25 protein-coding genes are annotated in these 26,704 nt (G+C 64.3%); 18 read left to right on the top strand and 7 right to left on the bottom strand.

Translation table 11 applies throughout. The annotated features are described in order from the left end of the window. Positions 1-626: 626 nt before the first annotated feature. The 4 genes from IVA98_RS26885 (at position 627) to IVA98_RS26870 (ending at position 3,395) form a co-directional block, all read left to right on the top strand. Positions 627-1,244, top strand: a complete 618-nt coding sequence (locus IVA98_RS26885; protein WP_346657738.1) for a TetR/AcrR family transcriptional regulator — start codon at positions 627-629, stop codon at positions 1,242-1,244. Between the two features lie 51 nt (positions 1,245-1,295). Next, complete coding sequence (locus IVA98_RS26880; RefSeq protein WP_247303325.1) at positions 1,296-2,489, top strand: MFS transporter; 1,194 nt, start codon at positions 1,296-1,298, stop codon at positions 2,487-2,489. A gap of 138 nt (positions 2,490-2,627) precedes the next feature. Continuing rightward, complete coding sequence (locus tag IVA98_RS26875) at positions 2,628-3,047, top strand: DUF4118 domain-containing protein (protein ID WP_247303323.1); 420 nt, start codon at positions 2,628-2,630, stop codon at positions 3,045-3,047. 138 nt (positions 3,048-3,185) lie between these two features. Then, positions 3,186-3,395 carry a hypothetical protein gene (locus IVA98_RS26870; RefSeq protein WP_247303322.1) on the top strand — a complete coding sequence of 70 codons (210 nt, stop codon included), beginning with the start codon at positions 3,186-3,188 and terminating at the stop codon, positions 3,393-3,395. A gap of 257 nt (positions 3,396-3,652) precedes the next feature. Here the strand turns inward: IVA98_RS26870 and IVA98_RS26865 are convergent, their stop codons facing one another. Further along, positions 3,653-4,630: a LysR family transcriptional regulator gene (locus IVA98_RS26865; protein ID WP_247333026.1), complete on the bottom strand. Its 978-nt coding sequence runs from the start codon at positions 4,628-4,630 to the stop codon at positions 3,653-3,655. Between the two features lie 118 nt (positions 4,631-4,748). On the opposite strand from IVA98_RS26865, the gene IVA98_RS26860 reads away from it, so the two are divergent. The 11 genes from IVA98_RS26860 (at position 4,749) to IVA98_RS26810 (ending at position 16,351) form a co-directional block, all read left to right on the top strand. After that, positions 4,749-5,786, top strand: a complete 1,038-nt coding sequence (locus tag IVA98_RS26860) for a class 1 fructose-bisphosphatase (protein WP_247303318.1) — start codon at positions 4,749-4,751, stop codon at positions 5,784-5,786. 12 nt (positions 5,787-5,798) lie between these two features. Further along, positions 5,799-6,674, top strand: coding sequence for a phosphoribulokinase (locus tag IVA98_RS26855; RefSeq protein ID WP_247303316.1), 876 nt, complete (start codon positions 5,799-5,801; stop codon positions 6,672-6,674). A 26-nt stretch (positions 6,675-6,700) separates the two neighbouring features. Next, positions 6,701-8,719, top strand: a complete 2,019-nt coding sequence (gene tkt / locus IVA98_RS26850) for a transketolase (RefSeq protein ID WP_247333027.1) — start codon at positions 6,701-6,703, stop codon at positions 8,717-8,719. Positions 8,720-8,731: 12 nt separating this feature from the next. After that, positions 8,732-9,817 (top strand): class II fructose-bisphosphate aldolase, encoded by a 1,086-nt coding sequence (fba, locus tag IVA98_RS26845; RefSeq protein ID WP_247303312.1) that lies wholly within the window; start codon positions 8,732-8,734, stop codon positions 9,815-9,817. Positions 9,818-9,848: 31 nt separating this feature from the next. Continuing rightward, positions 9,849-11,309, top strand: coding sequence for a form I ribulose bisphosphate carboxylase large subunit (locus tag IVA98_RS26840; RefSeq protein ID WP_247303309.1), 1,461 nt, complete (start codon positions 9,849-9,851; stop codon positions 11,307-11,309). A gap of 10 nt (positions 11,310-11,319) precedes the next feature. Further along, entirely contained in the window at positions 11,320-11,727 is a 408-nt protein-coding gene (locus tag IVA98_RS26835) for a ribulose bisphosphate carboxylase small subunit (RefSeq protein WP_247303307.1), read from the top strand. A gap of 98 nt (positions 11,728-11,825) precedes the next feature. Continuing rightward, complete coding sequence (cbbX, locus tag IVA98_RS26830; protein ID WP_247303305.1) at positions 11,826-12,755, top strand: CbbX protein; 930 nt, start codon at positions 11,826-11,828, stop codon at positions 12,753-12,755. Beyond that, positions 12,752-13,489, top strand: coding sequence for a ribulose-phosphate 3-epimerase (gene rpe / locus IVA98_RS26825; protein ID WP_247303303.1), 738 nt, complete (start codon positions 12,752-12,754; stop codon positions 13,487-13,489). Before cbbX ends, rpe begins: the two co-directional genes overlap by 4 nt. 212 nt (positions 13,490-13,701) lie before the next feature. After that, the gene (locus IVA98_RS26820) at positions 13,702-13,914 is read left to right on the top strand and encodes a hypothetical protein (protein ID WP_247303301.1); all 213 of its coding nucleotides are present in this window, start codon (positions 13,702-13,704) and stop codon (positions 13,912-13,914) included. Between the two features lie 257 nt (positions 13,915-14,171). Continuing rightward, positions 14,172-15,713 (top strand): Do family serine endopeptidase, encoded by a 1,542-nt coding sequence (locus IVA98_RS26815; protein WP_247355777.1) that lies wholly within the window; start codon positions 14,172-14,174, stop codon positions 15,711-15,713. A gap of 275 nt (positions 15,714-15,988) precedes the next feature. After that, positions 15,989-16,351: a hypothetical protein gene (locus IVA98_RS26810; protein WP_247303298.1), complete on the top strand. Its 363-nt coding sequence runs from the start codon at positions 15,989-15,991 to the stop codon at positions 16,349-16,351. A gap of 6 nt (positions 16,352-16,357) precedes the next feature. Here IVA98_RS26810 and IVA98_RS26805 read toward each other — a convergent pair whose 3' ends face one another. After that, entirely contained in the window at positions 16,358-16,678 is a 321-nt protein-coding gene (locus tag IVA98_RS26805; protein WP_247303296.1) for a DUF6496 domain-containing protein, read from the bottom strand. Between the two features lie 90 nt (positions 16,679-16,768). After that, positions 16,769-16,963: a DUF3072 domain-containing protein gene (locus IVA98_RS26800; protein WP_247303294.1), complete on the bottom strand. Its 195-nt coding sequence runs from the start codon at positions 16,961-16,963 to the stop codon at positions 16,769-16,771. A gap of 115 nt (positions 16,964-17,078) precedes the next feature. On the opposite strand from IVA98_RS26800, the gene IVA98_RS26795 reads away from it, so the two are divergent. Further along, entirely contained in the window at positions 17,079-17,300 is a 222-nt protein-coding gene (locus tag IVA98_RS26795) for a hypothetical protein (protein ID WP_247303292.1), read from the top strand. Between the two features lie 17 nt (positions 17,301-17,317). Next, entirely contained in the window at positions 17,318-17,485 is a 168-nt protein-coding gene (locus tag IVA98_RS26790) for a hypothetical protein (RefSeq protein ID WP_247303290.1), read from the top strand. 217 nt (positions 17,486-17,702) lie between these two features. Here IVA98_RS26790 and IVA98_RS26785 read toward each other — a convergent pair whose 3' ends face one another. Continuing rightward, a complete protein-coding gene (locus IVA98_RS26785) occupies positions 17,703-17,945 on the bottom strand; it encodes a hypothetical protein (protein ID WP_247303288.1) in 243 nt (80 codons plus the stop codon). A gap of 94 nt (positions 17,946-18,039) precedes the next feature. Further along, positions 18,040-18,297, bottom strand: coding sequence for a hypothetical protein (locus IVA98_RS26780; RefSeq protein ID WP_247303286.1), 258 nt, complete (start codon positions 18,295-18,297; stop codon positions 18,040-18,042). A 140-nt stretch (positions 18,298-18,437) separates the two neighbouring features. Here IVA98_RS26780 and IVA98_RS26775 point away from each other — a divergent pair, with 140 nt between their 5' ends. Continuing rightward, positions 18,438-18,659, top strand: a complete 222-nt coding sequence (locus IVA98_RS26775; RefSeq protein ID WP_247279142.1) for a hypothetical protein — start codon at positions 18,438-18,440, stop codon at positions 18,657-18,659. Between the two features lie 90 nt (positions 18,660-18,749). On the opposite strand, the gene IVA98_RS26770 is transcribed toward IVA98_RS26775, so the two are convergent. Both IVA98_RS26770 and IVA98_RS26765 read right to left on the bottom strand, forming a co-directional pair. After that, the gene (locus IVA98_RS26770) at positions 18,750-20,237 is read right to left on the bottom strand and encodes an HWE histidine kinase domain-containing protein (protein ID WP_247355776.1); all 1,488 of its coding nucleotides are present in this window, start codon (positions 20,235-20,237) and stop codon (positions 18,750-18,752) included. 13 nt (positions 20,238-20,250) lie between these two features. Continuing rightward, on the bottom strand, positions 20,251-26,547 hold the full coding sequence (locus tag IVA98_RS26765) for a HAMP domain-containing protein (RefSeq protein WP_247303283.1): 6,297 nt from the start codon (positions 26,545-26,547) through the stop codon (positions 20,251-20,253). Positions 26,548-26,704: the final 157 nt, after the last annotated feature.

Below are 26,704 nucleotides of genomic sequence, written 5' to 3'. Positions count from 1 at the left end.
AAAACGAACTCGGCTCCCGGGAGAGCGCGGCATAAGCCGTCAAACCACTGCGCAGGGAAGGCCGTGTGTTGGGCTTCACCTGTATGCCGCTGTGCAGTTCTTCTGCGTGTGCCTTTCGCACAGCGGACCGTGGGTGCCAGCCGGCACCCGGCCTTCCCTGCGCCCTCTTGGCTTGAGAGGGTGGAGCGACGAAGCAAAGCTCGGGCGAAATCCGCCACGAGAATGCGAAGGCGTGTCTGCGTAAAGTGCGCGTTTGAAAATGAGTCCGTGCACCTTGCTCCGTCATTGCGAGCGCAGCGAAGCAAATCCAGAGTCTTTCCGCGGCGGGATTCTGGATTGCTTCGCTGCGCTCGCAATGACGTGTGGAGAGATCATGCCTCACTCTCCTCTCGTGCCCCGGACGCAGCGCAGCGCCCTTTAGCGATGCGCTGCAGAGCCGCGGCCCATCTCTCCGCATTTTGCCGTGTCGCTTTCTGGCCCCCGGCTCTGCGCCGCAACGCTTGGGCGTTGCAGCTTATCTGGGACGCGATCTCCGAGGTTTCCGCTCTCCATCAGCCAGCCTTTATCCACTCCCATTCACAACCAAGTGTCTTTATTCGGAAACAATCATTCCCTATTATCCCGCCATGCAAAAGGCCGCCCGCCGATCTCAGCCCGCCCGTTCTCCCGGCCGTCCCCGGGAGTTCGACATGAACACCGCGCTCGACAGGGCCGTGCGCGTGTTTCGCGAGCGCGGTTATCATGCCACCTCGATCGGCGATCTCACCGCGGCGATGCGGCTGGCTACGGGGAGCGTCTACAAGGCGTTTCGCGACAAGCATGCCGTGTTTCTCGCCGCCTTCGAACGCTACACCACGCTGCGCCAGGAGCAGACGCGCAGCGCAGCGGCGCGCGGTGTAAACGGCCGCGAGCAAATCCGCAACGTGCTCTTGTCCTATGTCGAGCATTCCCAGGGCACCGAGGGGCGGCGCGGCTGCCTGGTCGTCGGCAGTGCGGTCGAACTGTCCGCGCTCGATCCCGTGGTCGGCGCCCGCGTGAATGCGCAGCTCAAAACGAACGAGAGCTTCATCGCCGGCCTCATTCGCCAGGGGCAGGCCGATGGGTCGATTCCCCGTCACGTCGATGCCGACGACACCGCGCGGCTGATGATCTGCATCACGCAAGGCATGCGCGTCGCCGGCAAGGCACGCCTGCCGCTCGACGGGACGCGCCTCGTCGCCGTCGCTATGAAGCTGCTCGCCTGAATTTTTGTCATAATAGGGAATGGTCATTCCCTATTCCTGGAGTCTAAGCGAATGACGATGAATGCCACGATCGAGACCGCGCCCGGACCGGATGCGGTGTCGCAGCGCCTGACCTTCGTGCTTGCCGCGGCCTGTGGCATGGTCGCCGCCAACATCTATTACGCCCAGCCGCTGATCGCGCCGATCAGCGCTGCGCTCGGCCTGTCGCATGCAGCTAGCGGGCTGATCGTCACCATGACGCAGATCGGCTACGGTGTCGGGCTTCTCTTCATCGTACCGCTCGGCGACCTCGTCGAAAACCGCACGCTGATCTGCTCGGTCATTGCGCTTGGGGCGGCGGCCCTGCTCGCCGCGGCGTTCGCCACTCACGCGCTGCCGTTCCTGATCGCCGCGCTGTTCATCGGGCTCGGCTCGGTCGCGGTGCAGATCATCATTCCCTATGCCGCGCATTTGGCGCCCGAGGCCATCCGCGGCCGCGTCGTCGGCAATGTCTCGACCGGCCTGATGCTCGGCATCATGCTGGCGCGCCCGGTGTCGAGCTTCGTCACGGCGGCGCTGTCGTGGCACGCGGTGTTCTTCGGCTCGGCCGGGCTGATGATCGTGCTCGCAGCCGTGCTCTGGATGACGCTGCCGCAGCGCAATCCGGTCGCGCGCATGCATTATGGCGCGTTGCTGCTGTCGATGCCGCAGCTGGTGCGCACCACGCCGCTGCTGCGCCGCCGCGCGCTCTACCAGGCGAGCCTGTTCGGCTGCTTTACGCTGTTCTGGACGGTGGCGCCGCTCCAGCTCGCGAGCGCGTTCGGCTTCTCCCAGCGCGGCATCGCGCTGTTCGCGCTCGCCGGCGTTGCCGGCGTGTTCGCGGCCCCGATCGCAGGACGGCTCGCCGATCGCGGCCATAGTCGCCTCGCGACGCTGGTGGCGATGCTGCTCGCAGCCGCCGGATTCCTGATCACGCAGATCGGCGCGGCCGGATCGGTGCTGAACCTCGCCTGCCTGGTGGTGGCCGCGATTGCCATCGATATCGGGGTGCAGGGCAATGTCGTGCTCGGCTTCCGTGCCATTTTCGCGCTCGGGCACGAGCACCGCAGCCGCCTCAACGGGCTCTACATGGCGACGTTCTTCGCCGCAGGTGCTGCCGGCTCCGCGCTCGGCGCCTTCGCCTTCGCACAGGGCGGCTGGACCCTGGCATCGGCCATTGGCCTTGCCCTGCCCGTCGCTGGCCTGCTCTATGCGGCGAGCGAGTAGCCGCCGGCATGGCCGCAATTATGCGGTGCGGCCCATTTACCAACCGCGCGAGGACGCAATTTCCGCCTCGCGGTCCGCTCGCCGCTGTAGTACTTTGGTCGCAAGCGGACCTGGTTAACAGGCGGCAGGGGGAGGCTGATGAGGCGTACGGGACTGTTTGGCGTACCGCGGGTACGGCCATGGTCGTGGCAGGCGTTTCTGCTGGGGCTTGTCATCGTGGCGATGTCGGCGGTGCTTCAGGGAATTTGTGTCGCGCTCGGCGCAAAACTGTATTTCGCCGCATTCCTGCCCGGCGTCTTCCTGCTCGGGCTTGTCGCGGGCGTGCCGGCGGCGGCGCTCGCCGCACTGCTGACCATTCCGCTGGTATGGTGGGCGTTCATGCCGCCCTTTTTCGAGTTCAATTCGCTGACCAGCGCGAATGCCGATTCCATCAACCTGTTCTGCCTGCTGGCCGTGCTGGTGATCGGCCTCGCCGATCTCTGCCGCGAGACGATGGCGATCGTCAGCCGCGGCGGGCTGAAGCGCCCGGGCGAGAGCACGGCAACGAACCCGCAATAGATCGACTGTGCACGCGCATGCGCGTTGCGCGCGCGCAACAGTTCGGCAACCATCCGCGAGCTTGCCGTGCGCCGCTAACTTTTCGAAAAAGATTTGGCCGCAATTTCTCCCGCGGGAATGACGAGGGAGTTTTCGGACATGAATGGCCAAATAACCGGTCACGCCATCTTGGAGAACGTGCGCCGCTACCGCGGCATCGCATCGCTCTACCGCCAGACCGCTGCATTCCGCCCGGGCCAGAGCTGGTCGTTGTTGGAGCAGGCGAGGGATTGGGAAGCGCGGGCGCTACTGGAGCTGGAAGCCTATTTCGCGGCGCGCGCAGACTACGCCGCCCCGCTCGCGGCCTGATCGTCAACCATCGGCACGGCCTCGGTCCAGCTTGCCGAAGGTGCGATCGTCGGATCGTGCACGGGACATCACGGTGCAATTACGGAGTTGCCTCGGCAAGCGCCTGTGCTAGCAACGGCTCAACGAGATTCTTCACGTCGGCCGGGGCACGCGATGACCACCTTCAACCGCATCTTCACGACGGAGCGTCTACTCCAGATCATCGTGATCCTGGCCGCGACGATCGCGATGAAGCTGATGGGCTGAACTTCGGCGACTTATCGCCCGCCGAGCTCGGGCACGTCGGGCAGATAGTTCGATCCCTCCGAACCCAGAAAATCGAACATCGCCTGCGCCGGCGGCAGCAGCACCTTGTCGCTGCGGCGGATCACGTACCATTGCCGCACGATCGGCAGGCCGGCGACATCGAGCACGATCAGCCGGCCCTCGGCGAGCTCATGCGCCACGGTGTGCGCCGAGATGAAGGCGATGCCGAGCCCGGCGATCACCGCCTGTTTGATGGTCTCGTTGCTGCTCATCTCCATGCCGATGATCGGCTCGAGATCCGACTTCTGGAACATGCCTTCCATCAGCGTCCGCGTGCCCGAGCCCCGTTCGCGGGTGAGGAAGGTCTCGTGCACGAGATCGGTCAGGTTAAGGCCCGAATCCTTCTCCAGCCAGTGCCCCTTGCGCGCCACGATGATGTGCGGATTGCGCCCGAGCTGACGGACGTCGACAGTGACGTCCGCGGGTGGCCGACCCATCACGGCGAAATCGAGGTCGTAGCCGTGCATGGCCTCGCGGATCTCCTCGCGATTGCCGATGGTGAGCTTGATCTCGATCTTGGGATAGCGCTTGGAGAACGCCGCGATCGCGTGCGGCACGAAGTACTTTGCGGTCGAGACCGCACCGAGCTGCACCGTGCCGCCGGTCCGCCCCGCCAGCAGGTCGAGCGCGCCCTGGCAGTCCATGATCGCGGCCTCGACCCGTTCGGCCAGCGCCAGCACCTCCTTGCCGGCCTCCGTCAGCAGCATGCCGTCACCGGTCCGCTGCACCAGCGGCAGGCCGGCGAGGTCCTGAAGCTGCCGAAGCTGCTGGGTCACGGCGGGCTGCGTCAGCCCGAGATGGCCGGACGCCGCCGTCACGCTGCCCTTGGCCGAAAGCGCCGCAAGCGAGCGCAGCTGCCGGATCGTCAGATGCCGGAGCTGGGTCGCCCCGTGGCCGGGGCCATTATAAGAAAATTCTTTGGAGCTCATTATGAATAGAAATTTTCCTTATTAAGCCGTCCCTGTCAATCTCATCGTGCTGGGACTGACCGCACCGACCTCCACGGGGAGGGAAATAGATGCGGCGCCAGCAATGGGATGGACGCAGATGACCGGGCAACTCAGGTTGGACGACCACCTTCAGCGGTACTCTGAGACCGCGCCGCATGCGCTCGCCGTGGCGGCCGCAGTCGACGCCATCGCGGCAGCGGCGATCCAGATCGCCGATGTCATCGCCTCCGGCGATCTCGCCGACGCCTCGGGCCTGACCACGGGCCGCAACAGCGACGGCGACCTCCAGCGCGATCTCGACGTTCAGGCCGATGCGATCCTGCGCCGCTGCCTTAGCAGGCTGCCGCTTGCTGCCCTGGCGTCGGAGGAGATGCGCGAGGCCCAGATTGTCGACCGTGACGGCCGCATCTGCGTCGCGATCGATCCGCTCGACGGCTCCTCCAACATCGACATCAACATGACCGTCGGCACGATCTTCTCGATCCTGCCGGCACCCGTTGATCTCTCACTCGCCTTCCATCAGCGCGGCTCGGCCCAGCTTGCGGCGGGCTTCGTCACCTACGGTCCACAGACCTCGCTGGTGCTGACGCTCGGCGACGGCGTCGACATCTTCACCCTCGACCGCAAGTCCGGCTGCTTCCGCCTCGCGCGCAGCGGCGTGCAGATCTCCGAGGCTTGCGACGAGTTCGCGATCAACGCGTCCAATCGCCGGCACTGGGATCCGCCAGTGCGCGCTTTCATTGACGAATGCCTCGCCGGTGTCGAAGGCCCCGCCAACCACGATTTCAACATGCGCTGGATCGGCTCGCTGGTCGCGGAAGCCTATCGCATCCTCACCCGCGGCGGTGTGTTCCTCTATCCCTCGGACGCCCGCCCCGGCTATGGCGACGGCCGCCTGCGCCTGACCTACGAAGCGCATCCGATGGCCATGATCATCGAGCAGGCCGGCGGCTCGGCCTCGACCGGGCGCGAGCGCATCCTCGAGCTGTCTGCGCAAAGCCTGCACCAGCGCGTGCCGCTGATGATGGGCTCGAGCAACGAGGTGCGGCGGGTCGAGGAATTGCATTGCGATCCGCTGCTGGTCGCCAGCGTCTCCGCGCCGCTGTTCGCGCGGCGCGGATTCTTCCGGCTCTGAGCGAGGCGTCCCATGTCCAGGAAGCATCCCATTATCTCCATCACCGGCTCCTCCGGCGCCGGCACCACCTCGGTCAAGAAGACCTTCGAGCAGATATTCTTCCGCGAGAAGGTCAACGCCGTCTACATCGAGGGCGACGCGTTCCATCGTTACGACCGCGCCGAGATGCGCGCGCAGATGGCGAACGAGGCCGAGCGCGGCAACAAGCATTTCAGCCATTTCAGCCCCGAGACCAACCTGTTCGAGGAGCTGGAGCGCGCGTTCCGCGACTATGGCGAGACCGGCACGGCGGTGACGCGTCACTATGTCCACGATGCCGAGGAATCCGCGTTGCACGGCGCGCCTCCCGGCACCTTCACCGATTGGGAGCGGCTACCCGAGAATTCGGACCTGCTGTTCTACGAGGGCCTGCACGGCGCCGTCGTTACTGACAAGGTGAATGTCGCGCGCTATGCCGACCTCAAGATCGGCGTCGTGCCCGTGATCAATCTCGAATGGATCCAGAAGCTGCACCGCGATCGCAGCGCGCGCGGCTATTCGACCGAGGCCGTCACCGACACCATCCTGCGGCGGATGCCCGATTACATCCATTACATCTGCCCGCAATTCACCGAGACCGACATCAACTTCCAGCGCGTGCCGACGGTGGACACCTCTAATCCGTTCATCGCGCGCTGGATCCCGACGCCAGACGAATCGATGGTCGTGATCCGCTTCAAGAATCCGCGGGGCATCGACTTCCCCTACCTGCTGTCGATGTTGCCGCAAAGCTGGATGTCGCGCGCGAATTCGATCGTCTGCCCCGGCGCGAAGCTCGATCTCGCGATGCAGCTGATCCTGACGCCGCTGATCATGCAGCTGATCGAACGCAAGCGAAACCTGAAGTGAAGCAACGACGATAACGGGAGGGCCCGATGAACGTCTCGGTTCATGCCGAAGCCGACCTTACGGCAGTCACGCACAACGATCTCGCCAACGCCGTCCGCTTCCTCGCGGTCGACGCCATCGAGACCGCGCAGTCCGGCCATCCCGGCCTGCCCATGGGTATGGCCGACGTCGCGACCGTGCTGTTCTCACGCTTTCTCAAATTCGACTCGGCGCACCCGAACTGGCCCGACCGCGACCGCTTCGTGCTGTCGGCCGGGCACGGCTCGATGCTGCTCTACGCGCTGCTGCATTTGACCGGCGGTGATGTCAGCCTCGATGACATCAAGGCGTTCCGGCAATGGGGCTCGAAGACACCGGGTCACCCCGAATACGGCCACACGCCGGGGGTCGAGACCACGACTGGACCGCTCGGGCAGGGGATCGCGACGGCTGTCGGCATGGCGCTCGCCGAGCGCATGGCCAATGCGCGGCATGGCGATGGCCTCGTCGATCACTTCACCTATGTGATCGCCGGCGACGGCTGCCTGATGGAGGGTATCAGCCAGGAGGCGATTTCGCTGGCCGGCCATCTCCAGCTCGGCCGCCTGATCGTGCTGTTTGACGACAACGGAATCTCCATCGACGGGCCGACCTCGCTGGCAATCTCCGACGACCAGCTTGCGCGCTTCGCCGCCTCCGGCTGGTCGGTGCGCCGCGTTGACGGCCACGATCCCGAGGCCGTTGCGCAGGCGATTGCGCAAGAGCGTGAGACGACAAAACCATCGCTGATCGCCTGCCGCACCATCATCGGCTATGGCGCGCCGGACCGCCAGGGCACTGAGAAGGCGCATGGTGCGCCGCTCGGAGCCGAGCAGACGGCCGCTGCGCGCCGGATGCTGGGCTGGGATTATCAGCCCTTCGTGGTGCCACTTCCGATCCTGAAGGCGTGGCGGATGATCGGACAGCGCGGGCAGGTGGATCGTCTCGCCTGGCTCGATCGTTATGAACGTGCGACGCCAGAGCAGCGCGACCTGTTCATCGAGGGCAAGGCCGTCGCCTTGCCGGGCGCCTATGCGCTGGCGGCGGCGAAGTTGCGCGAGCGCTTCGCCAGCGAGCGCCCGAAGATCGCGACGCGACAGGCCTCGCAACAGGTGCTCGACGGTGTCGCCGGGACGATTCCCGGTTTCGTCGGCGGCTCGGCCGACCTGACGCATTCGAACCTGACGCACGCCAAGGTGCAGGCTCCCGTCACGCGTGGGACGTTCGCCGGCGATTACATCCATTACGGCATTCGCGAGCACGGCATGGCCGCCGCGATGAATGGCCTCGCGCTGCATGGCGGCTTCATCCCCTATGGCGGTACCTTCCTCGCCTTCTCCGACTACAGCCGGCCGGCGATTCGTCTTGCGGCCATGATGCGGCTGCGCGTCATCCATGTGATGACCCACGACTCCATCGGCCTCGGCGAGGACGGCCCGACGCACCAGCCGGTCGAGCATCTCGCCGCGCTGCGGGTGATTCCGAACCTTCTGGTGTTCCGTCCCGCCGACGCGGTGGAGACGCTGGAGGCCTGGGACTGCGCACTCAATTCCGAGAGCCGTCCGTCCGTGTTGTGCCTGTCGCGTCAGGCCTTGCCGACCTTCCGCAGCGATGCTCGCGGCAGAAACCGCGTCGCGCGCGGCGCCTATCTCGTCGTCTCGCCTGACGGCGGCCGCGATGTGACGTTGATCGCAACCGGCTCGGAAGTGTCGATCGCGCTGGAGGCGGCGCGCCTGCTCGCGACCGAGCACATCCGTGCCGCCGTCGTGTCCGCACCCTGCTTCGCGCTGTTCGAGCAACAACCGGACGATTACCGAGCCACCGTGCTCGGCACTGCGCCGCGCGTCGGGATCGAGGCGGCCGTAGCGGGCGACTGGCCGCGCTGGATCGGCACCGAGGGCGAGTTCGTCGGCATGCGCGGCTTCGGCGCCTCGGCGCCGGCGCCCGTACTGTACAGCGAGTTCGGCATCACACCGCAAAGCATTGCGGAAGCCGCCCGACGGGCGATCGCTCGCAAGCGACAATAAGGAGGATTAATCGTGGCTCGTATCACCCTTCGACAACTGCTCGATCACGCCGCCAGCCACGGCTACGCGGTGCCGGCGTTCAACATCAACAACATGGAGCAGGGCATCGCGATCATGCAGGCGGCGGCAGAGGTCGACGCACCGGTCATCATCCAGGCCTCGCGCGGTGCGCGCAGCTATGCCGGCGATTTCATGCTCTCGCACATGATCGACGCGCTGGAGCGGACCTATCCGGACATCCCGCTCTGCATGCACCAGGACCACGGCAATGACGAAGCGACCTGCGCCTCCGCGATCGCCCACGGCTTCACTTCGGTGATGATGGACGGCTCGCTGAAAGCCGACGCAAAGACTGCGGCCGAGTACGAATACAACGTCGCGATCACCCGCCGCGTCGTCGATCTCGCCCACTGGGTCGGCGCCTCCGTCGAAGGTGAGCTCGGCGTGCTCGGCTCGCTCGAGCATGGCGGCGGCGAGCAGGAGGACGGCCACGGCGTCGAGGGCAAGGTCGGCCACGACCAGTTGCTGACCGATCCGGACCAAGCCGTCGACTTTGTCCGCGCGACGAAGGTCGATGCCCTGGCGATCGCGATGGGCACCTCGCACGGCGCCTACAAGTTCAGCCGCAAGCCAGATGGTGACATCCTGGCGATGCGGGTAGTCGAGGAGATCCATCGCCGGTTGCCGAACACGCATCTCGTCATGCACGGCTCATCGTCGGTGCCGCAGCCGCTGCAGGACATGTTCAATCAGTTCGGCGGCGAGATGCCGCAGACCTGGGGCGTGCCGGTCGAGGAGATCGTACGCGGCATCGGAAGCGGCGTGCGCAAGGTCAATATCGATACCGACTGCCGTCTCGCAATGACCGCGGTGTTCCGCAAGGTCGCCGCGCAGGCGCGCTCCGAATTCGACCCACGAAAGTTTCTCAAGCCGGCGATGGATGCGATGCGCGAGCTTTGCCGCGAGCGCTTCGAGCAGTTCGGCACGGCTGGCCACGCGAGCAAGATCAAGGTGGTTCCGATGAGCGAGATGGCGCGGCGCTATCGCGCCGGCGAACTTGATCCGCGCATCGACGCCCGTGAACCGGTCGCAGCCTAGTCGTTCAGAGAGAGAAGAGCAGGAGAGAGTCATGAATGCACACGCAGGAACCGTCCGCGGCAAGGAAAGATATCGCTCGGGCGTGATGGAATATAAGCGCATGGGCTATTGGGAGCCCGACTACACGCCAAAGGACACCGACGTCATCGCGCTGTTTCGCGTGACGCCGCAGGAGGGCGTCGACCCGATCGAGGCGTCGGCTGCGGTCGCCGGTGAATCCTCGACCGCGACCTGGACCGTGGTGTGGACCGATCGGTTGACAGCCGCGGAGAAATATCGCGCGAAATGCTATCGCGTCGATCCGGTCCCGGGCTCGCCCGGCTCCTACTTCGCCTACATCGCCTATGACCTCGATCTGTTCGAGCCGGGCTCGATCGCCAACCTCTCGGCCTCGATCATCGGCAACGTGTTCGGCTTCAAGCCGCTGAAGGCGCTGCGGCTGGAGGACATGCGCTTCCCGGTCGCTTATGTGAAGACGTTCCAGGGACCGGCGACCGGCATCGTGGTCGAGCGCGAGCGGCTCGACAAGTTCGGCCGGCCGCTGCTGGGCGCGACCGTGAAGCCGAAGCTCGGGCTTTCGGGCCGCAATTACGGCCGCGTGGTCTACGAGGCGCTGAAGGGCGGGCTCGACTTCACCAAGGACGACGAGAACATCAACTCGCAGCCTTTCATGCACTGGCGCGACCGTTTCCTCTACTGCATGGAGGCGGTGAACCGTGCGCAGGCGGCCTCCGGCGAGGTCAAGGGCACCTACCTGAACGTCACCGCAGGCACGATGGAGGACATGTACGAGCGCGCCGAGTTCGCCAAAGAGCTCGGGTCGTGCATCGTCATGATCGACCTCGTGATCGGCTACACCGCGATTCAGTCGATGGCCAAGTGGGCGCGGCGCAACGACATGATCCTGCATCTGCATCGCGCCGGCCACTCGACCTATACGCGGCAGAAGAGCCACGGCGTGTCGTTCCGCGTCATCGCCAAATGGATGCGGCTTGCCGGCGTCGACCACATTCATGCCGGTACGGTGGTTGGCAAGCTCGAAGGCGACCCCCACACAACGCGCGGCTACTACGACGTCTGCCGCGAGGACTTCAATCCAACCAAGCTCGAGCACGGGCTGTTCTTCGACCAATCCTGGGCGAGCCTGAACAAGATGATGCCGGTGGCCTCCGGCGGCATCCATGCCGGGCAGATGCACCAGTTGCTCGACCTCTTGGGCGAGGACGTCGTGCTGCAATTCGGCGGCGGCACCATCGGCCATCCCATGGGCATTGCAGCCGGCGCGACCGCCAATCGCGTGGCGCTGGAAGCGATGATCCTCGCCCGCAACGAGGGCCGCGACTATATCCACGAAGGGCCGGAGATCCTCGCCAAGGCGGCCGAGACCTGCACGCCACTGAAGGCCGCGCTCGAAGTCTGGAAGGACGTCACCTTCAACTATCAATCCACCGACACGCCGGACTTCGTGCCGACGGCGCTGGAAACCGTTTGAGGAGATTCACATGAAACTGACCCAGGGCTGCTTCTCATACCTGCCCGATCTGACCGACGACCAGATCTACAGCCAGGTGCAGTACTGCCTCGCCAATGGCTGGGCGGTGAACATCGAGTTCACCGACGATCCGCATCCCCGCAACACCTATTGGGAGATGTGGGGCCTGCCGATGTTCGATCTCCAGGACGCCGCGGGCGTGATGATGGAGCTCGCCGAGTGCCGCAGGGTGTACGGCGACCGCTACATCCGCATCAGCGGTTTCGATTCCAGCCATGGCTGGGAATCGGTACGCATCTCCTTCCTCGTTAACCGGCCACCGCAGGAGGCGGAGTTCGAGCTGGTGCGGCACGAGGTCGGCGGCCGCGCGATCCGCTACACCACGGTACGAAAGCCGGCCGCTCAGGCGTCCGTGTAAGCAATTCCTCTCCGCGCGGAGCACTCCCTGCTCCGTTTCCTTGGCGGACCACTGCTTCGCCGCTTCCTTGCGGCGAAGCTCTTTTCTTCGAGGTGCCGATGCTGGATATTCCCCACGCAACAACCGGACAGAGCGAGACCAACTTCGATCTCCGGAAGGAAGCTGAAGCGGCCGGGATCACCGACACGCTGCAACAGCTCGAGCAGGAGCTGGTCGGATTGAAGCCTGTGAAGAACCGCGTGCGCCAGATCGCCTCGCTGCTGTTGATCGAACGTATCAGGCAGCGGGCGGGATTGGCCTCCGCGCCGCCGACGCTGCACATGTCGTTTACAGGCAATCCCGGCACCGGCAAGACCACGGTAGCGCTGCGCATGGCCAAGATCCTGCATGGCCTCGGCTTCGTGCGGCGCGGGCAGGTGATCTCGGTCACGCGCGACGATCTCGTCGGCCAGTATATCGGCCACACCGCTCCGAAGACCAAGGAAATATTGAAGAAGGCGATGGGCGGCGTGCTGTTCATCGACGAGGCCTATTATCTGCACCGGCCCGACAACGAGCGCGACTACGGCCAGGAGGCGATCGAGATCCTGCTCCAGGTGATGGAGAACCAGCGCGAAGACCTGGTCGTGATCCTCGCCGGCTATGGCGAGCGGATGACGAGCTTCTTCGCCTCCAATCCCGGCTTCCGCTCGCGCATCGCGCACCATATCGAATTTCCAGACTATGCTGAAGCCGAGCTGCTCGTCATCGCCGAGCTGATGCTGAAGGAACGCGGTTATCGCTTCTCGGCGGCCGCGCGCGAGGCGTTCGAAAAATACATCGCGCTGCGCCGGACCCAGCCGTTCTTCTCCAACGCGCGGTCGATCCGCAACGCCGTTGACCGTATCCGCCTGCGGCAGGCCGATCGTCTGGTGTCCGATCTCGACCGCATGCTCGACATCGCCGACCTCGAAACCATCGATCCCATCGACGTCCTGGCGAGCCGCGTCTTCAGCGGCGGCGCCGACGCGCGGAGTGCAAGGTCATGACGAGAGAGGTGATCATTGCTCCTTCAATTCTGGCGGCGGATTTCGCGCGTCTCGGCGAGGAGATCGCGGCGATCGATGCGGCCGGGGCCGACTGGATCCATTGCGACGTTATGGACGGACACTTCGTGCCCAACATCAGCTTTGGCCCCGACGTCATCAAGGCGATCCGGCCGCTGACGAAGAAGGTCTTCGACGTGCATCTCATGATCGCGCCTGTTGATCCTTATCTCGAGGCGTTCGCGAAGGCCGGTGCGGACGTCATTACGGTGCACGCAGAAGCCGGCCCGCATCTGGATCGTTCGCTTCAGGCGATCCGCGCGCTCGGCAGGAAAGCCGGCGTGAGTCTGTGTCCGGCGACGGCGGAGAGTGTCATCGAATATGTGCTCGATCATCTCGACCTCGTGCTGGTGATGACGGTCAATCCCGGCTTCGGCGGCCAGTCCTTCCTCGACTCCCAGTTGGCGAAGATCGCACGGATCAAGACCATGATTGGCAACCGGCCGATCCGGCTCGAGGTCGACGGCGGTATCACGCGCGACAATGCTGCTGCCGTGGCTGCCGCGGGCGCCGATACGCTCGTGGCGGGTTCCGCGGTGTTTCGCGGCAAAGGCGCCGCGGAATACGCGGCCAATATTGCGGCCATTCGCGCCGCCGCCGACGCCAGCTTGCTTCCAAAGCCGCAAGACAGGTCTGCGCAGCGGATGCGCGTAAGCGATGGAGGCCCTGTCCGGTAGACTACGTCATCGATCGCCGCCTCTACGCCTGCCTTGGCGGGCGGCGAGAATTCAGCGTGCGAATCCGCGCCGACTGGAACTTTGGCTCCCCTCCGCATTTGCTAGAACTAACCGAGGCTGGCGCGCGGCGGGCGCAGCAAAACTTTTGCATGACCGCCATCGGCCTGACGCAAATCGGGGCAATAAGCCCTGGGAATGCGAGGGAGGGTCTCATGGAGAACGTACGTCGCTACCGGGCGCTCGCGTCCCTCTGTCGTCAGCAGGCAGCCTATAGGCCGCTCCAGAACTGGGAGCTTCTCGGCCAAGCCGAACATTTCGAATATCTCGCGGAAGTCGAGCTCAAGGCGCATTTCGACGCGTGCAATGCACAAGGCGGCGAGGACGCCCCGGAAGCCGTGGCCTGGAAGTCACCTGCCGCGGCGTGACGGTGGCGGGCCGGCTCGGCTCAATGTCGGCGCGGGCGACCGACAGGCCGACCGTGCGGATCGAGAGCCCGGCCGACATGTCTTGCCAGATCGGGCGCTGAAGCTTCGCGCAGACCGCATCGTCTTCGTTGATCGTCTCGCCGCGCTGGCCGGTCCCCAAATCTTTGCCAAGATTTAATCGCGTGGACGGGACGCCGTAAGGTGGCAACGACCATGTTGGGCGCAAGGCGACAGCTGCTCAACATGGACATCTCGACATGAACGATCGCGTCAATTCCGACATCACCACCTCCCGCAAGATCCTGAGAACGCGCAGGCTCGCGCTGCTCGGCACCGTGGCCGCGCTTGGCGCGGCCGTGCTGGCGGCTGCTCCCGGCGCTTTGCCGTTCGGGATAACCTCCTTCGCCGCGCCGGCGCAGGCCGCCGAAACGGCTGCGACCCCGCCGGGCTTCGGCGATCTCGTGGCCAAGGTCAAACCCGCCGTCATCTCGGTGCGGGTCAGAATTGACCAGAGCAACGACAAGAGCGCGATGCTGCAACAGAACCGGATGGATTCGGACGAAGACTCGCCGCTCGACCAGTTCTCGCGGCAGTTCGGTTTCCGCTTTCCGGGTGGCATGAACGGCATGCCGCGTCAGCGCCGCCAAATGATCACGGGCGAAGGCTCCGGCTTCTTCATCTCCGCCGACGGTTATGCCGTAACTAACAACCATGTCGTCGATCACGCCGAGTCCGTGCAGGTGACCATGGACGACGGCACGACCTATACCGCGAAGGTCGTCGGCACAGATCCGAAGACCGATCTCGCGCTGATCAAGGTCGAGGGCAAGAAAGATTTTCCGTTCGTCAAATTCTCCGACCAGAAGCCGCGCATCGGCGATTGGGTCGTTGCGGTCGGCAATCCATTCGGCCTCGGCGGCACCGTCACCGCGGGTATCGTCTCGGCCAGCGGCCGCGACATCGGCAATGGTCCCTATGACGACTTCATCCAGATCGACGCGCCGATCAACAAGGGCAATTCGGGTGGTCCGGCTTTCGATATGAGCGGCAACGTGATCGGCGTGAACACCGCGATCTTCTCGCCCTCAGGCGGCTCGGTCGGTATCGGCTTCGATATTCCGGCCACGACCGCAAAGCTCGTGGTGGCGCAATTGAAGGACAAGGGCGCAGTCACCCGCGGCTGGCTCGGCGTGCAGGTGCAGCCGGTGACGCCGGATATTGCCGACAGCCTTGGCCTCAAGGAGGCGCGCGGGGCGATCGTCGACAATCCGCAACCCGACAGCCCGGCGGCGAAGGCCGGCATTGAGGCGGGCGACGTTATCACCGCGGTCAACGGCACGGCGGTCAAGGATTCCCGCGATCTCGCCCGCACCATCGCCACCCTGGCGCCCGGCAGCTCAGTCAAGCTCGACGTCTTCCACAAGGGCGAAAGCAAGACTGTGACGCTGGCGCTCGGCGAGCTGCCGAACGAACGGCAGGCGCAGGGCAAGGCCTATGACGGCAAGGTGCCGCCGGGCGCCGGCACGCCGCGCCTTGGGCTTGGTCTGGCTCCCGCCGGCGATGTGCAGGGCGCCGGCCGGGAGGGTGTCGTCGTCACGGAGGTTGATCCGGAAGGACCGGCGGCGCAGCGCGGCATCCAGACCGGAGACGTCATCCTCAATGTCGGTGGCAAGGCTGTCAGCAATGTCGCCGAAGTCCGTTCGGAGCTGGCGCAGGCCAAATCGTCCGGCAAGCGCAGCGTGCTGTTGCAGGTCAGAAGCGCGGATGCCACCCGATTCGTCGCGGTGCCACTGGCGTAAGGCGAGCTTGGATCGCTTCAATCCAAAAAGGCGGCCTTCCGGCCGCCTTTCGCATTCGTATCCAAGACCCCCCACGGGCCACCGATAACATTCTCGTTAACGGCAGGGTGGGTGACCCGGTTCGTCCGAAAAAGCCGTGTTCGGCCATCAGACTTTCTGGCCGCGCATCTGCTCGGCGGCAATGAAGCCGTGAATCGGGTTTGCGAGCGTGGAACTTCGAACCCCCCGACCGCTTTGTGGAACTGGCCGGTGGTTCGCATTTGATCGGTGCCGACATGGATCGATTGAAGCTCTCGCTGATAAGTACGCTGCTCGTCGCGTGGTTCATCCTGCCGGCAGGAAACGCGCTCGGGCGCGACGATGGCCGCTATGCGAACTCGCCCCTGAAGCCATGGTTCGACAGCCTGCGCAGCCACCTCGGTCCGTGCTGCTCGGATGCGGACGGCTTTGCCGTCTCCGATCCCGATTGGGAATCGCACAACGGGCATTACCGTGTTCGGCTGGACGGGCAATGGGTCGAGGTGCCGGATGAAGCCGTCATCACCGAGCCGAACCGCGCCGGCCGCACCATGGTGTGGCCGGTGAAGACTGCGTTCGGGATTTCGATCCGCTGCTTCATGCCGGGCAGCATGATCTGACCGAGGTCAGCGCGACCGCTTGGTGGATTTGCGCTTTGACGATGCCCGGGAAGATTTCTTGGAAGATTTCTTGGAAGATTTCTTGGCAGATTTCTTGGACGTCTTCTTCTTGGACGTCTTCCGCTTGGAGGCCTTCTTCGGGACTTTCTTGCCCTTCTTGCGTGCCTTCGACAGTCCGATCGCAATCGCTTGCTTGCGGCTCTTCACGCGTCCGCCGCGACCGCCACGTCCGCTCTTCGCGGTACCTTTCTTGTAACGCCGCATCTCGCTTTCGACATCGCTGCCGGAGCTGCGCGAGTAGCGGCGCTTCTTTGCCTTACGTGCCATGCCTTTTCTCCCTTGGCCGAGGAAGAACCGTCGGACACCGGCATGGTTCCGAACAGCACGCCTGCAATGTTCCCGGCGGTGAAGCCAGCCTTAGAACGAATTCGCCAGTTCGATCTCCGCCTCCAGCACCTGGATGCGCCGCGCAGCCTCGGCGAAGGAGAGATCCCGCGCATATTGTGTCGGCTGATACGCTTCTTCGCTCAGCCGCTTCAATCTCAGTCCCTGCGCCCGTGTCATCTGCTCACTAAGAAAAACCCTGGCGTCGTATTTGGCCTGAACCTGCATGTAGCTCCTCCGGTTTGAAAACATGATTTGACTATATGTTCTTATTTTGTTCTAACAAGCCATGGACAACAGAATTAACGAAATTCGGCGTAAAATCAGCGCCTTGAGGTTGGAAATGGCCGAGGTCGAGGCGTCTGTGCGCGATCTCGTCAACGGCGATTGCGACTGCACCGAACGAACTCTGGCGCAGATCGATCTGCGCCGGAAAATCAACCTGCTGATCGATGAATGGAAGGCGGCTGGGGGCGGTGACGTCCTGCCTGACGTGCGCGGCCAGATGCGTCTTCGCTCCGTGAAGAATGTCGACAAGGCGGCGCGCGTGTTGGCCGGTCACTAAGCGTGCGCGCAAGCGACATGCTGCCGATTGTCGATGCCCTCGGACACCTAACGGGCCGCGCTGTGCGGGCCGTGCCGGACGAAATCTGCGGCAACGTTCCTTCGTCCGACGTGATGACGCGCCGGCGCGTGACCGCGATGTTGCGCGAGGCTTTATGCGGCGATCGCTATGCCTGGAAGAGGTGAAGCGGGCCGGCGGCGATACGCTGGTCAGCGCGCCGACCTGTGGCGCTAAAGTAGTAGCGGTTTTCCGAGAAGATGATGCTCAAACAACAATCTGAAGCGCAATGACGGTTCATCCAATCTCATTGCGCTTTATGGCGCGAGGGACTGGATGAATCGTCATCGTGCTTTGGTGAAGGCCCCGCGCTGAACGCGGGACTCTCACGTTACCGCGCAGAGCTCACTTGGTGTTGCTCATGCCACCCTTGTTCGTCATCGTGCCGCCCTGGTCGGAGCCGGGGCCAGAGCCGCCTTGACCGGAGGGATCGGCACCCTTGGAGGACTTGGTGTTCGCGCCCGTGGTCTGCGACGATGACATTGAGGATCCATGTTTGGCCTTGTGCGACTTCGCCTGCGCGGCGAACGGCGCGGCAGCGAGGCCGGTTGCCAACATTGCGGCGAAGGCGAGCTTGACTGTTTTCATATGGAGGAACTCCCTGAGTTAAATTGACGCAGGCGGCCAACTGCCGTTCCTCGCAGGAGTTCCCGACAAAGCTTCCCCTAGGGTCACGCGCGCTTCAAGATTGCTTGTTCTCTTCCAGGATGAACACGATGCCCGTGAGCGTCGCGCCGATCGCGAAGGTCGTCCCCAGTGTGAGAGCGAACCCAAGAGCGGCTTGGCTTCCGCCATGACTCAGCAGATTGGCGACGGCTGGATTGGACAGAATGAGTGTGAGGCTGAAGGCGAGGCCGAGGGCTGCACCCATCATCGCATGTGTCATCAGCTTGATGAGGCCGGTGGGAGAGACCAGGCCCGACGACTTCTTCGCGCGCATGGAACTATGTCCCGATTTGGCCCGCAAACGCGCGCAATAGTCATTGGTTCCATCTGGATGAAGGAATTTTCATCGCCAGCTTCATCCGACGTTCATGCCCGGCTTGCGAACATGAGCGCCATCAACACGGGACATTGGATATGGGCAAGGTAGTCTTTCTGTACCGCTCGCTGGCCTATCGCAACGCGGCCGCAGACATCTTGCGCAAGGCGCGCAAGCTCCCGCGCGGCGCGGAGCGAAGCGCGGCCCGGCGCTACGCGAAGGCGTTGCGTGATCTCGCTCGAACGGAAGCTTGGCTCGAAGGACGCATCGCGCGCGACCCAAGGACGGAGCAGCGCATGACGAACACGGCGTCCGGCTAAAGCTCTCCGTTCCGATTGAGGGAAGCTCTCGATTCTTGGCTTGACGCGTTTTCTTGACGCGAACCGGTCACCACTTCGCTGGAAAACGCTCTAACCGGATGCGCGCTGCAACTCGGCCGCCGCGGCGGCATCAAATTTGCTCGGTGCCGTCGCCGCCGGCTTGCGTGTCAAGGGTACCTCGAGGCGGCACAACAGTCCCTCAGCGCGCCAATCGAATTTCGCCTGTCCGCCGAGCTGGGACTCGACGCTCGCGAGCAGGCTCCGCGTTCCGAAGCCTCGGGATTTCGGCGTCCTGACGAGCGGGCCGCCAGTTTCCTCCCAGGTCAGCGTGAGGAGCTCGTCATCGACCTGCCACCCGATCATGAGCCGCCCGGATCGCGTCGAAAGCGCGCCATATTTTGCCGAGTTGGTGAAAAGCTCGTGCAGAGCGAGCGCGAGTGTCTGGGCAGTCGTCGGCAGCAATTGAACCTCGGGGCCCGCCAACCTGATCTGGCCACTCGGCGAGTAGGGTGCCAGCTCCTCGTCGATCAGCTTGGAGAGCTCGGCTCCCTGCCAGCTCGACAGCGACAGGATGGTGTGCACGCGCGCGAGCGCATTGATGCGTCCCTCGACGGCATTGACATAGGCCTTGACCTCGTCGGCACGGGTGAGGCGCACGATCGATTGCGCCAATGCCAGCGCGTTCTTGGCGCGATGATCGACTTCCCGCGCGAGAAGGTTCTGCTGCTCTTCGGCGCGCTTGCGTTCGGTAATGTCCACCGTAACGCCGCTCACCCGCACCACGCGGCTGCTATGGTCGACCGTTGCGGCCGCTGTGCCGACGCACCAGCGTACCTCACCATCGGGCCGCACAATGCGGAACTCCGTTTCATAGGAGCGCGTGCCGCTGTTGAACTCGGCGATCGCCTTGCGCAACTGATCGACGTCATCGGGATGCAACAGCGCCTGAACGTTGGCCGGGTTGACCTCGAAGCTCTCCGGGCTAACCCCAAGGATGCGATATTGTCCCTCGTCCCACATCCAGTCGCCGGTGATCCAGTCCCAATCCCAAGACCCCATCTTGCCGGCGGCGATTGCCATGCTGCGCCGCTGCTCGCTCTCGCGAAGCTTGGCGGTGGAATTCTCCAGCTCGGCGGTGCGTGCGCGGACGCGGTCCTCGAGCTCCTGATTCAGTCGTTCGAGCTCGCGGGTCTTACGATAGAGTTCGGCGAACACCTTGATCTTGGCGCGCAGCACCTCCGGCACGACAGGCACCGGAACGTAGTCGACGGCGCCCATCTCGTAGCCCCGCAACCGGTCGATGTCGCTCACCTGAATGGCAGAGATGAAGATCATTGCGGTCTTCTGGAAGCGCGGATGCTCGCGGATCATCGCGGCGAGCTCGAAGCCGTCGAGTTCGGGCATGCAGACGTCGACCAGGATGACCGCGATCTCGGTCTTGAGCAGAACCTCCAGCGCCTCGCGGCCGGACGAGGCGATCACGAGATTCTCGCCGAGATCTTTCAGGATCACCTCATAGGCGAGCAGCTTGGCCGGCTGGTCGTCGACGAGCAGGATGTTGACCTTTTCGTGGTCCATTCGCGGATCCAACTCAGCGGTGCAGCCACATGCGGATCGCAAGCAGCAATTGATCGGTGTTGACGGGTTTGGCGAGATAGTCGGACGCGCCGGCCTCCAGGCATTTCTCCCGATCACCCTTCATCGCCTTGGCGGTCAGCGCGATGATCGGCAATCGCGCGAAGGCCGGGTTCTCGCGGATCACACCCATGGTCTGATAGCCATCCATCTGCGGCATCATGATGTCCATCAGCACGATGGCGATTTCCGGATTGGATTCGACCAGCGCGACCGCCTCGCTGCCGGTCGTGGCCGTCAACACCTTCATGCCGCGCCGTTCCAACACGCTCGACAGCGCGAAGATGTTACGGGCGTCGTCGTCGACGAGCAGGGCCGTCTTGCCGATCAGGTCCTCGTCGGAACTGTTCAGCTTCTCCAGCATGCGCTGCTTCTCGACCGGCAGTTCCGTGATGACACGGTGCAGGAACAGTGCGGTCTCGTCGAGCAGGCGCTCCGGCGATTCCACGCCCTTGACCACGATGCTGCGCGCCATGGTGTGGAGTTCTGCATCCTCCTCCGCCGAGAGCTCGCGGCCGGTGAACACCACGACCGGGATGTTCGACAGCGCCTCGTCATTGCGGATCTCGTCGAGCACCTCGAAGCCGCTCATGTCGGGCAGCCGCAGGTCGAGCACCACGCAATCGCAAGGCTGCTCGCGCAGCGTCGAGAGAGCGCCGGCGCCGGTGTCGGTAACCACGATCTCGATGTCGTCGTGGTGCAGCAGCTCGCGGATCGAGAGTTGTTCGGCCTCGTTGTCCTCGACTATCAGGAGTCGTTTGCGCCGCGGCCGCGCATATTCCTTGATCTGCGTCAGCGCGGCGGAGACGCCTTCCGTCGTCGTCGGCTTGTTGACGAAGGAGAAGGCCCCCCGCGCCAGCGCGTGCTGGCGGTCCTCGTCGAGCGTGATGATCTGGACGGGAATGTGGCGGGTGAGCGGATTGTGCTTGAGCTGGCTCAGCACCGTCCAGCCCAGCATGTCGGGCAGGAACACGTCCAGGGAGACCGCCGTCGGCTGGTACTGTTTGGCGAGCTCCAGCGCTTCGGCGCCGCGGGCCGCAACCAGGACCTTGAAGCCCTTGTCGCGGGCGAGATCGACCAGCACGCGCGCATAGTGCGGATCGTCCTCCACAATCAGGAGGATGGTGTCGCCCGGCTCGATGTTGAGTCGGTCGTCGGGAAGCTGCTCGATGACGCGCTGCTGGTCAGGTGCGGCCGGCTGTAGCGCTGGCGGCTGGGCGTGTTGCTGTGGCGCGGGCGCAGCACGCGGTGCGAGCGTCGGGCCGGAATATTTCAGCGGCAGATAAATCGTGAAGGACGAGCCCTTGCCCGGCGAGCTGCGCAGGTGGATTTCGCCGCCGAGCAGGCTTGCAAGCTCGCGGCTGATCGCAAGCCCGAGGCCCGTACCGCCATATTTGCGGCTGGTGCCGGCGTCAGCTTGTTGGAACGCTTCGAAGATCAGCTTCTGCTTCTCCAGGGGAATGCCGATCCCGGTATCGGACACCTCGAAGGCGATCACGGCTGGTGCCGAGTTCAGTACCGGATGATCCGTCCCCCAGCCGCCGACCGCGCTGGCGACCTTCAGGCGCACCTCGCCTTCGGCGGTGAACTTGAAGGCATTGGAGAGCAGGTTCTTCAGCACCTGTTGCAGGCGCTTGGAATCGGTGACGATGCTGCGGGGCAGGTTCGGATCGATGTCGATCTTGAACGACAGATTGCGGTTTTCCGCCTCGTGCCGGAACGGCCGGCCCACGGTCTCGAGCAGATTCGCGGTCAGGATTTCCTCAGCGTCGACCGTCACCGTGCCGGACTCGATCTTGGACAGATCGAGAATGTCGCTGATGAGATTGAGCAGGTCGGTGCCGGCGCCGTGGATGGTGCGGGCGAATTCGACCTGCTTGGCCGAGAGGTTGCCGTCCGGATTGTCGGTGAGCTGCTGTCCGAGGATCAGGATCGAGTTCAGCGGCGTGCGCAGCTCGTGGCTCATATTGGCGAGGAATTCGGACTTGTACTTCGAAGTCAGTGCGAGCTCGGTCGCCTTTTCCTCCAGCGCGCGGCGGGCCTGCTCGATCTCCTGGTTCTTGCGCTCGACCTCGACGTTGCGCTCGGCGAGCTGCTGCGCCTTCTGTTCGAGCTGGTCGTTGGTCTGCTGCAATTCGCGCTGCTGCGTCTGCAGCTCGCCGGCGAGCTGCTGCGACTGCTTGAGCAGGCCTTCGGTCTGCATCGTCGCCTCGATCGAGTTGAGCACGATGCCGATGGAGTCGGTGAGCTGCTCCAGGAACGTCATCTGCGATGTCGTGAACGATGTCAGCGAAGCAAGTTCGATCACGGCCTTGACCTGGCTCTCGAACAGCACCGGCAGCACCACCAGGTTCTTCGGCGCGACACGAAGCAGCGCCGAGTTGATCGGCACCACGTCGGGCGGAATGTCGGCGATCACGCGCGGCCGCTTGTCGAGGGCGCACTGGCCGATCAGGCCTTCGCCGAACTGAAGCACGCGCTGATAGGGATAGACGCCGTCGCTGGCGTAAGAAGCGAGCAGCAGGAGCTGCGGATCGTTCTCGTTCTCGACCTGGTAGATCACGCCGGTATGGGCGTTCACCAGTGGCGACAATTCGGTGAGCAGCAGCCGGCCGACGGTGGTGAGGTCACGCTGGCCCTGGAGCATGTTGGTGAATTTCGCGAGGTTGGTCTTCAGCCAGTCCTGCTCGGTGTTCACGTCCGTCGTCAGACGGAGATTCGTGATCATCGTGTTGATGTTGTCTTTCAGCTCAGCGACTTCGCCGCGGGCGTCGACCTGGATCGAGCGCGTCAGGTCGCCTTTGGTCACGGCAGTCGCGACTTCCGCGATCGCGCGCACCTGTGAGGTCAGGTTGGCCGCGAGCAGGTTGACGTTGCCGGTCAGGTCCTTCCAAGTGCCGGCGGCGCCGGGCACGTTGGCCTGGCCGCCGAGGCGCCCCTCGACGCCGACCTCGCGCGCCACCGACGTCACCTGATCGGCGAAGGTTGCGAGCGTCTCGGTCATGTTGTTGATGGTGTCGGCGAGCGCCGCGACCTCGCCCTTCGATTTCACGGTGAGGTTCTGCTTCAGATCGCCGTTCGCGACGGCCGTGACGACCTTGACGATGCCGCGGACCTGCTCGGTCAGGTTTGCCGCCATGAAGTTTACGGTGTCGGTGAGATCCTTCCAGGTGCCGGCGACGCCGGGCACCTGCGCCTGTCCGCCGAGCTTGCCTTCGGTGCCGACCTCGCGCGCCACGCGCGTGACTTCGCCGGCGAAGGCGTTGAGCTGGTCCACCATGGTGTTGATGGTGTTCTTCAGCTCGAGGATTTCGCCCTTCACGTCGACCGTGATCTTGCGCGAGAGGTCGCCGCGCGCGACCGCCGTGGTGACTTCGGCGATGTTGCGGACTTGCGTGGTGAGGTTCGCGGCGAGCAGGTTGACGTTGTCGGTGAGGTCCTTCCAGGTGCCCCCGACGCCGGGCACGACGGCCTGACCGCCGAGCCGGCCCTCGGTGCCGACCTCGCGCGCCACGCGCGTGACTTCGGCGGCGAAGGAGCGGAGCTGCTCGACCATGGTATTCAGCGTGTCCTTCAAGAGAAGGATTTCGCCGCGCACATCCACCGTGATCTTCTTCGAGAGGTCGCCGCCGGCGATCGCGGTCGCGACCTCGGCGATGTTGCGGACCTGGGCCGTCAGGTTGGAGGCCATGAAGTTGACGTTGTCGGTCAGGTCCTTCCAGGTGCCGGCGACGCCGGGCACCTCGGCCTGACCGCCGAGCTTGCCTTCGGTGCCGACCTCGCGAGCCACGCGCGTGACTTCGCCCGCAAAGCCATTGAGCTGGTCCACCATGGTATTGATGGTATTCTTCAGCTCGAGGATCTCGCCCTTCACGTCCACCGTGATCTTGCGCGACAGGTCGCCTCGCGCCACGGCGGTGGTGACTTCGGCGATGTTGCGGACCTGGGCCGTGAGGTTGCCCGCCATCGAGTTCACGCTGTCGGTGAGGTCCTTCCAGGTGCCGGCGACGCCGGGCACGTTGGCCTGACCACCTAGGCGGCCTTCGGTGCCGACCTCGCGCGCCACGCGCGTCACCTCGCCCGCGAAGCGGTTGAGCTGGTCGACCATCGTGTTCAGGGTGTCCTTGAGCTGTAGGATCTCGCCACGCACGTCGACGGTGATCTTGCGCGAGAGGTCGCCGCCGGCGATCGCGGTCGCGACTTCGGCGATGTTGCGCACCTGGGCGGTCAAATTGCCCGCCATCGAGTTCACGGAATCGGTCAGATCCTTCCAGGTGCCGGCGACGCCGGGCACGCCGGCCTGGCCGCCGAGCTTGCCGTCGGTGCCGACCTCGCGGGCGACGCGCGTCACTTCGCCGGCGAAGGCGTTGAGCTGGTCGACCATGGTGTTGAGCGTTTCCTTCAGCTGAAGGATTTCGCCCGATACGTTCACGGTGATCTTCTTCGACAAATCCCCCTTCGCCACCGCGGTCGCGACTTCGGCGATGTTGCGGACCTGTCCGGTCAGGTTCGAGGCCATCGAATTGACGCTATCGGTGAGGTCTTTCCAGGTGCCGCCGACGCCGCGCACGACGGCCTGGCCGCCGAGCTTGCCTTCGGTTCCAACCTCGCGCGCCACGCGCGTCACCTCACCGGCGAAGGCGTTGAGCTGGTCCACCATGGTGTTGATGGTGTCCTTCAGCTCCAGGATCTCGCCGCGCACGTCCACGGTGATCTTCTTCGACAGGTCGCCGCCGGCGACCGCCGTCGTCACCTCCGCGATGTTGCGGACCTGCGCGGTCAGGTTCGAGGCCATCGAGTTGACGCTCTCGGTCAGGTCCTTCCAGGTGCCGGCGACGCCGAGCACGTTGGCCTGACCGCCGAGCCGCCCCTCGGTGCCGACCTCGCGGGCGACGCGCGTCACTTCGCCGGCGAAGGCGTTGAGCTGATCCACCATGGTGTTGAGCGTCTCCTTCAGCTGAAGGATCTCGCCCGAGACGTTGACGGTGATCTTCTTCGACAGGTCGCCGCTGGCGATCGCGGTGGCGACATCGGCGATGTTGCGGACCTGCGCGGTCAGGTTCGACGCCATGAAGTTGACGTTGTCGGTGAGGTCCTTCCAGGTGCCGGCGACGCCTGGCACCTGGGCCTGGCCGCCGAGCTTGCCTTCGGTGCCGACCTCGCGTGCGACGCGCGTCACTTCGGAGGCAAACGAATTGAGCTGGTCCACCATGGTGTTGATGGTGTCCTTTAGCTCCAGGATCTCGCCGCGCACATCCACGGTAATCTTGCGCGACAGGTCGCCGCGCGCCACGGCAGTCGTCACATTGGCGATGTTGCGCACCTGTGCGGTCAGATTACCGCACATCGCGTTGACGCTATCGGTGAGGTCCTTCCAGGTGCCGGCGACGCCGGGCACGATCGCCTGGCCGCCGAGCTTGCCGTCGGTGCCGACCTCGCGCGCCACGCGCGTCACTTCGGAGGCGAAGGAGCGGAGCTGATCCACCATCGTGTTGATGGCTTCCTTGAGCTGGAGGATCTCGCCGCGGACGTCGACGGTGATCTTCTTCGACAGGTCGCCATTGGCGACCGCGATCGTCACCTCGGCGATGTTGCGAACCTGGTTAGTCAGGTTGTTCGCCATCGAGTTGACGCTCTCGGTGAGGTCCTTCCAGACGCCGGTCACCTCAGGCACCTGGGCCTGGCCGCCGAGCTTGCCTTCGGTGCCGACCTCGCGCGCCACGCGCGTCACCTCGGAGGTGAACACGCCGAGCTGCTTGATCATGGTGTTGACGATGGTCGCCGACTGCAAGAACTCGCCGCGCAGGGGGCGGCCGTCGACGTCGAGCTTGACGGTCTGGAGCAGGTCACCTTGCGCCACCGCCGCGACTGCACGCGTCACCTCACGGGTGGGCCACAACAGGTCGTCGATCAGCGTGTTGACGGACCCTTCCATGTCGGCCCAAGAGCCAGATGCGAGGCCGAATTTCACGCGCTGGCGGGTCTTGCCCTCGCGGCCGACCACCTGGCCGACCAGCTCGAGCTGCTGCGCCATGCGCTGATTGGCGGCGATGATTTCGTTAAAAGTGTCGGCGATCTTGCCGTCGATGCCGAGATAATCGCCGCTCATCCGCACGGAGAAATCGCCACTGCGCATCGCCTGCAAAGCGAGCAGCAATTCCGCCCGGGAATCCGGATCCGACGTACCGTTGGTCTTTGGCTTTGGGACGCGACGACCGGAGCGTGATGCAGTTCCGGGATCGAGGTCGCTCATACTGATTCCCCCGCAGGCGCCGGCCGAATCTGTGGCAAGAGGCGTTTGGTCAAAATAGAGCGTCAGCCAAATTCGAAATCAAGCGCCAAGGTTGCGGCGCACCGAAAATGGAACCTGCTTTGCTCAGCCCAACAGCATTAACTGCGAACAATCGGAT

The organism is Bradyrhizobium sp. 160 (genome assembly GCF_023073735.1).
Lineage (GTDB): Bacteria > Pseudomonadota > Alphaproteobacteria > Rhizobiales > Xanthobacteraceae > Bradyrhizobium.
Note: the sequence above shows the minus strand (reverse complement) of the source record. Positions and strands in the feature narration are given on the sequence as shown.

What these genes read in the sequence shown, in the direction of transcription:
- rpe (WP_247303303.1), top strand. Translation starts at nt 12,752, where the DNA reads ATGACGAGAGAGGTGATCATTGCTCCTTCAATTCTGGCGGCGGATTTC.
- IVA98_RS26865 (WP_247333026.1), bottom strand. Translation starts at nt 4,630, where the DNA reads ATGAGCTCCAAAGAATTTTCTTATAATGGCCCCGGCCACGGGGCGACC.
- IVA98_RS26835 (WP_247303307.1), top strand. Translation starts at nt 11,320, where the DNA reads ATGAAACTGACCCAGGGCTGCTTCTCATACCTGCCCGATCTGACCGAC.
- IVA98_RS26795 (WP_247303292.1), top strand. Translation starts at nt 17,079, where the DNA reads ATGGCCGAGGTCGAGGCGTCTGTGCGCGATCTCGTCAACGGCGATTGC.
- IVA98_RS26800 (WP_247303294.1), bottom strand. Translation starts at nt 16,963, where the DNA reads ATGCAGGTTCAGGCCAAATACGACGCCAGGGTTTTTCTTAGTGAGCAG.
- IVA98_RS26840 (WP_247303309.1), top strand. Translation starts at nt 9,849, where the DNA reads ATGAATGCACACGCAGGAACCGTCCGCGGCAAGGAAAGATATCGCTCG.
- IVA98_RS26810 (WP_247303298.1), top strand. Translation starts at nt 15,989, where the DNA reads ATGGATCGATTGAAGCTCTCGCTGATAAGTACGCTGCTCGTCGCGTGG.
- IVA98_RS26860 (WP_247303318.1), top strand. Translation starts at nt 4,749, where the DNA reads ATGACCGGGCAACTCAGGTTGGACGACCACCTTCAGCGGTACTCTGAG.
- IVA98_RS26780 (WP_247303286.1), bottom strand. Translation starts at nt 18,297, where the DNA reads ATGCGCGCGAAGAAGTCGTCGGGCCTGGTCTCTCCCACCGGCCTCATC.
- IVA98_RS26775 (WP_247279142.1), top strand. Translation starts at nt 18,438, where the DNA reads ATGGGCAAGGTAGTCTTTCTGTACCGCTCGCTGGCCTATCGCAACGCG.
- IVA98_RS26880 (WP_247303325.1), top strand. Translation starts at nt 1,296, where the DNA reads ATGACGATGAATGCCACGATCGAGACCGCGCCCGGACCGGATGCGGTG.
- IVA98_RS26875 (WP_247303323.1), top strand. Translation starts at nt 2,628, where the DNA reads ATGAGGCGTACGGGACTGTTTGGCGTACCGCGGGTACGGCCATGGTCG.
- IVA98_RS26805 (WP_247303296.1), bottom strand. Translation starts at nt 16,678, where the DNA reads ATGGCACGTAAGGCAAAGAAGCGCCGCTACTCGCGCAGCTCCGGCAGC.
- IVA98_RS26785 (WP_247303288.1), bottom strand. Translation starts at nt 17,945, where the DNA reads ATGAAAACAGTCAAGCTCGCCTTCGCCGCAATGTTGGCAACCGGCCTC.
- IVA98_RS26815 (WP_247355777.1), top strand. Translation starts at nt 14,172, where the DNA reads ATGAACGATCGCGTCAATTCCGACATCACCACCTCCCGCAAGATCCTG.
- cbbX (WP_247303305.1), top strand. Translation starts at nt 11,826, where the DNA reads ATGCTGGATATTCCCCACGCAACAACCGGACAGAGCGAGACCAACTTC.
- IVA98_RS26765 (WP_247303283.1), bottom strand. Translation starts at nt 26,547, where the DNA reads ATGAGCGACCTCGATCCCGGAACTGCATCACGCTCCGGTCGTCGCGTC.
- IVA98_RS26855 (WP_247303316.1), top strand. Translation starts at nt 5,799, where the DNA reads ATGTCCAGGAAGCATCCCATTATCTCCATCACCGGCTCCTCCGGCGCC.
- IVA98_RS26790 (WP_247303290.1), top strand. Translation starts at nt 17,318, where the DNA reads ATGCTGCCGATTGTCGATGCCCTCGGACACCTAACGGGCCGCGCTGTG.
- tkt (WP_247333027.1), top strand. Translation starts at nt 6,701, where the DNA reads ATGAACGTCTCGGTTCATGCCGAAGCCGACCTTACGGCAGTCACGCAC.
- IVA98_RS26870 (WP_247303322.1), top strand. Translation starts at nt 3,186, where the DNA reads ATGAATGGCCAAATAACCGGTCACGCCATCTTGGAGAACGTGCGCCGC.
- IVA98_RS26770 (WP_247355776.1), bottom strand. Translation starts at nt 20,237, where the DNA reads ATGGACCACGAAAAGGTCAACATCCTGCTCGTCGACGACCAGCCGGCC.
- IVA98_RS26885 (WP_346657738.1), top strand. Translation starts at nt 627, where the DNA reads ATGCAAAAGGCCGCCCGCCGATCTCAGCCCGCCCGTTCTCCCGGCCGT.
- IVA98_RS26820 (WP_247303301.1), top strand. Translation starts at nt 13,702, where the DNA reads ATGGAGAACGTACGTCGCTACCGGGCGCTCGCGTCCCTCTGTCGTCAG.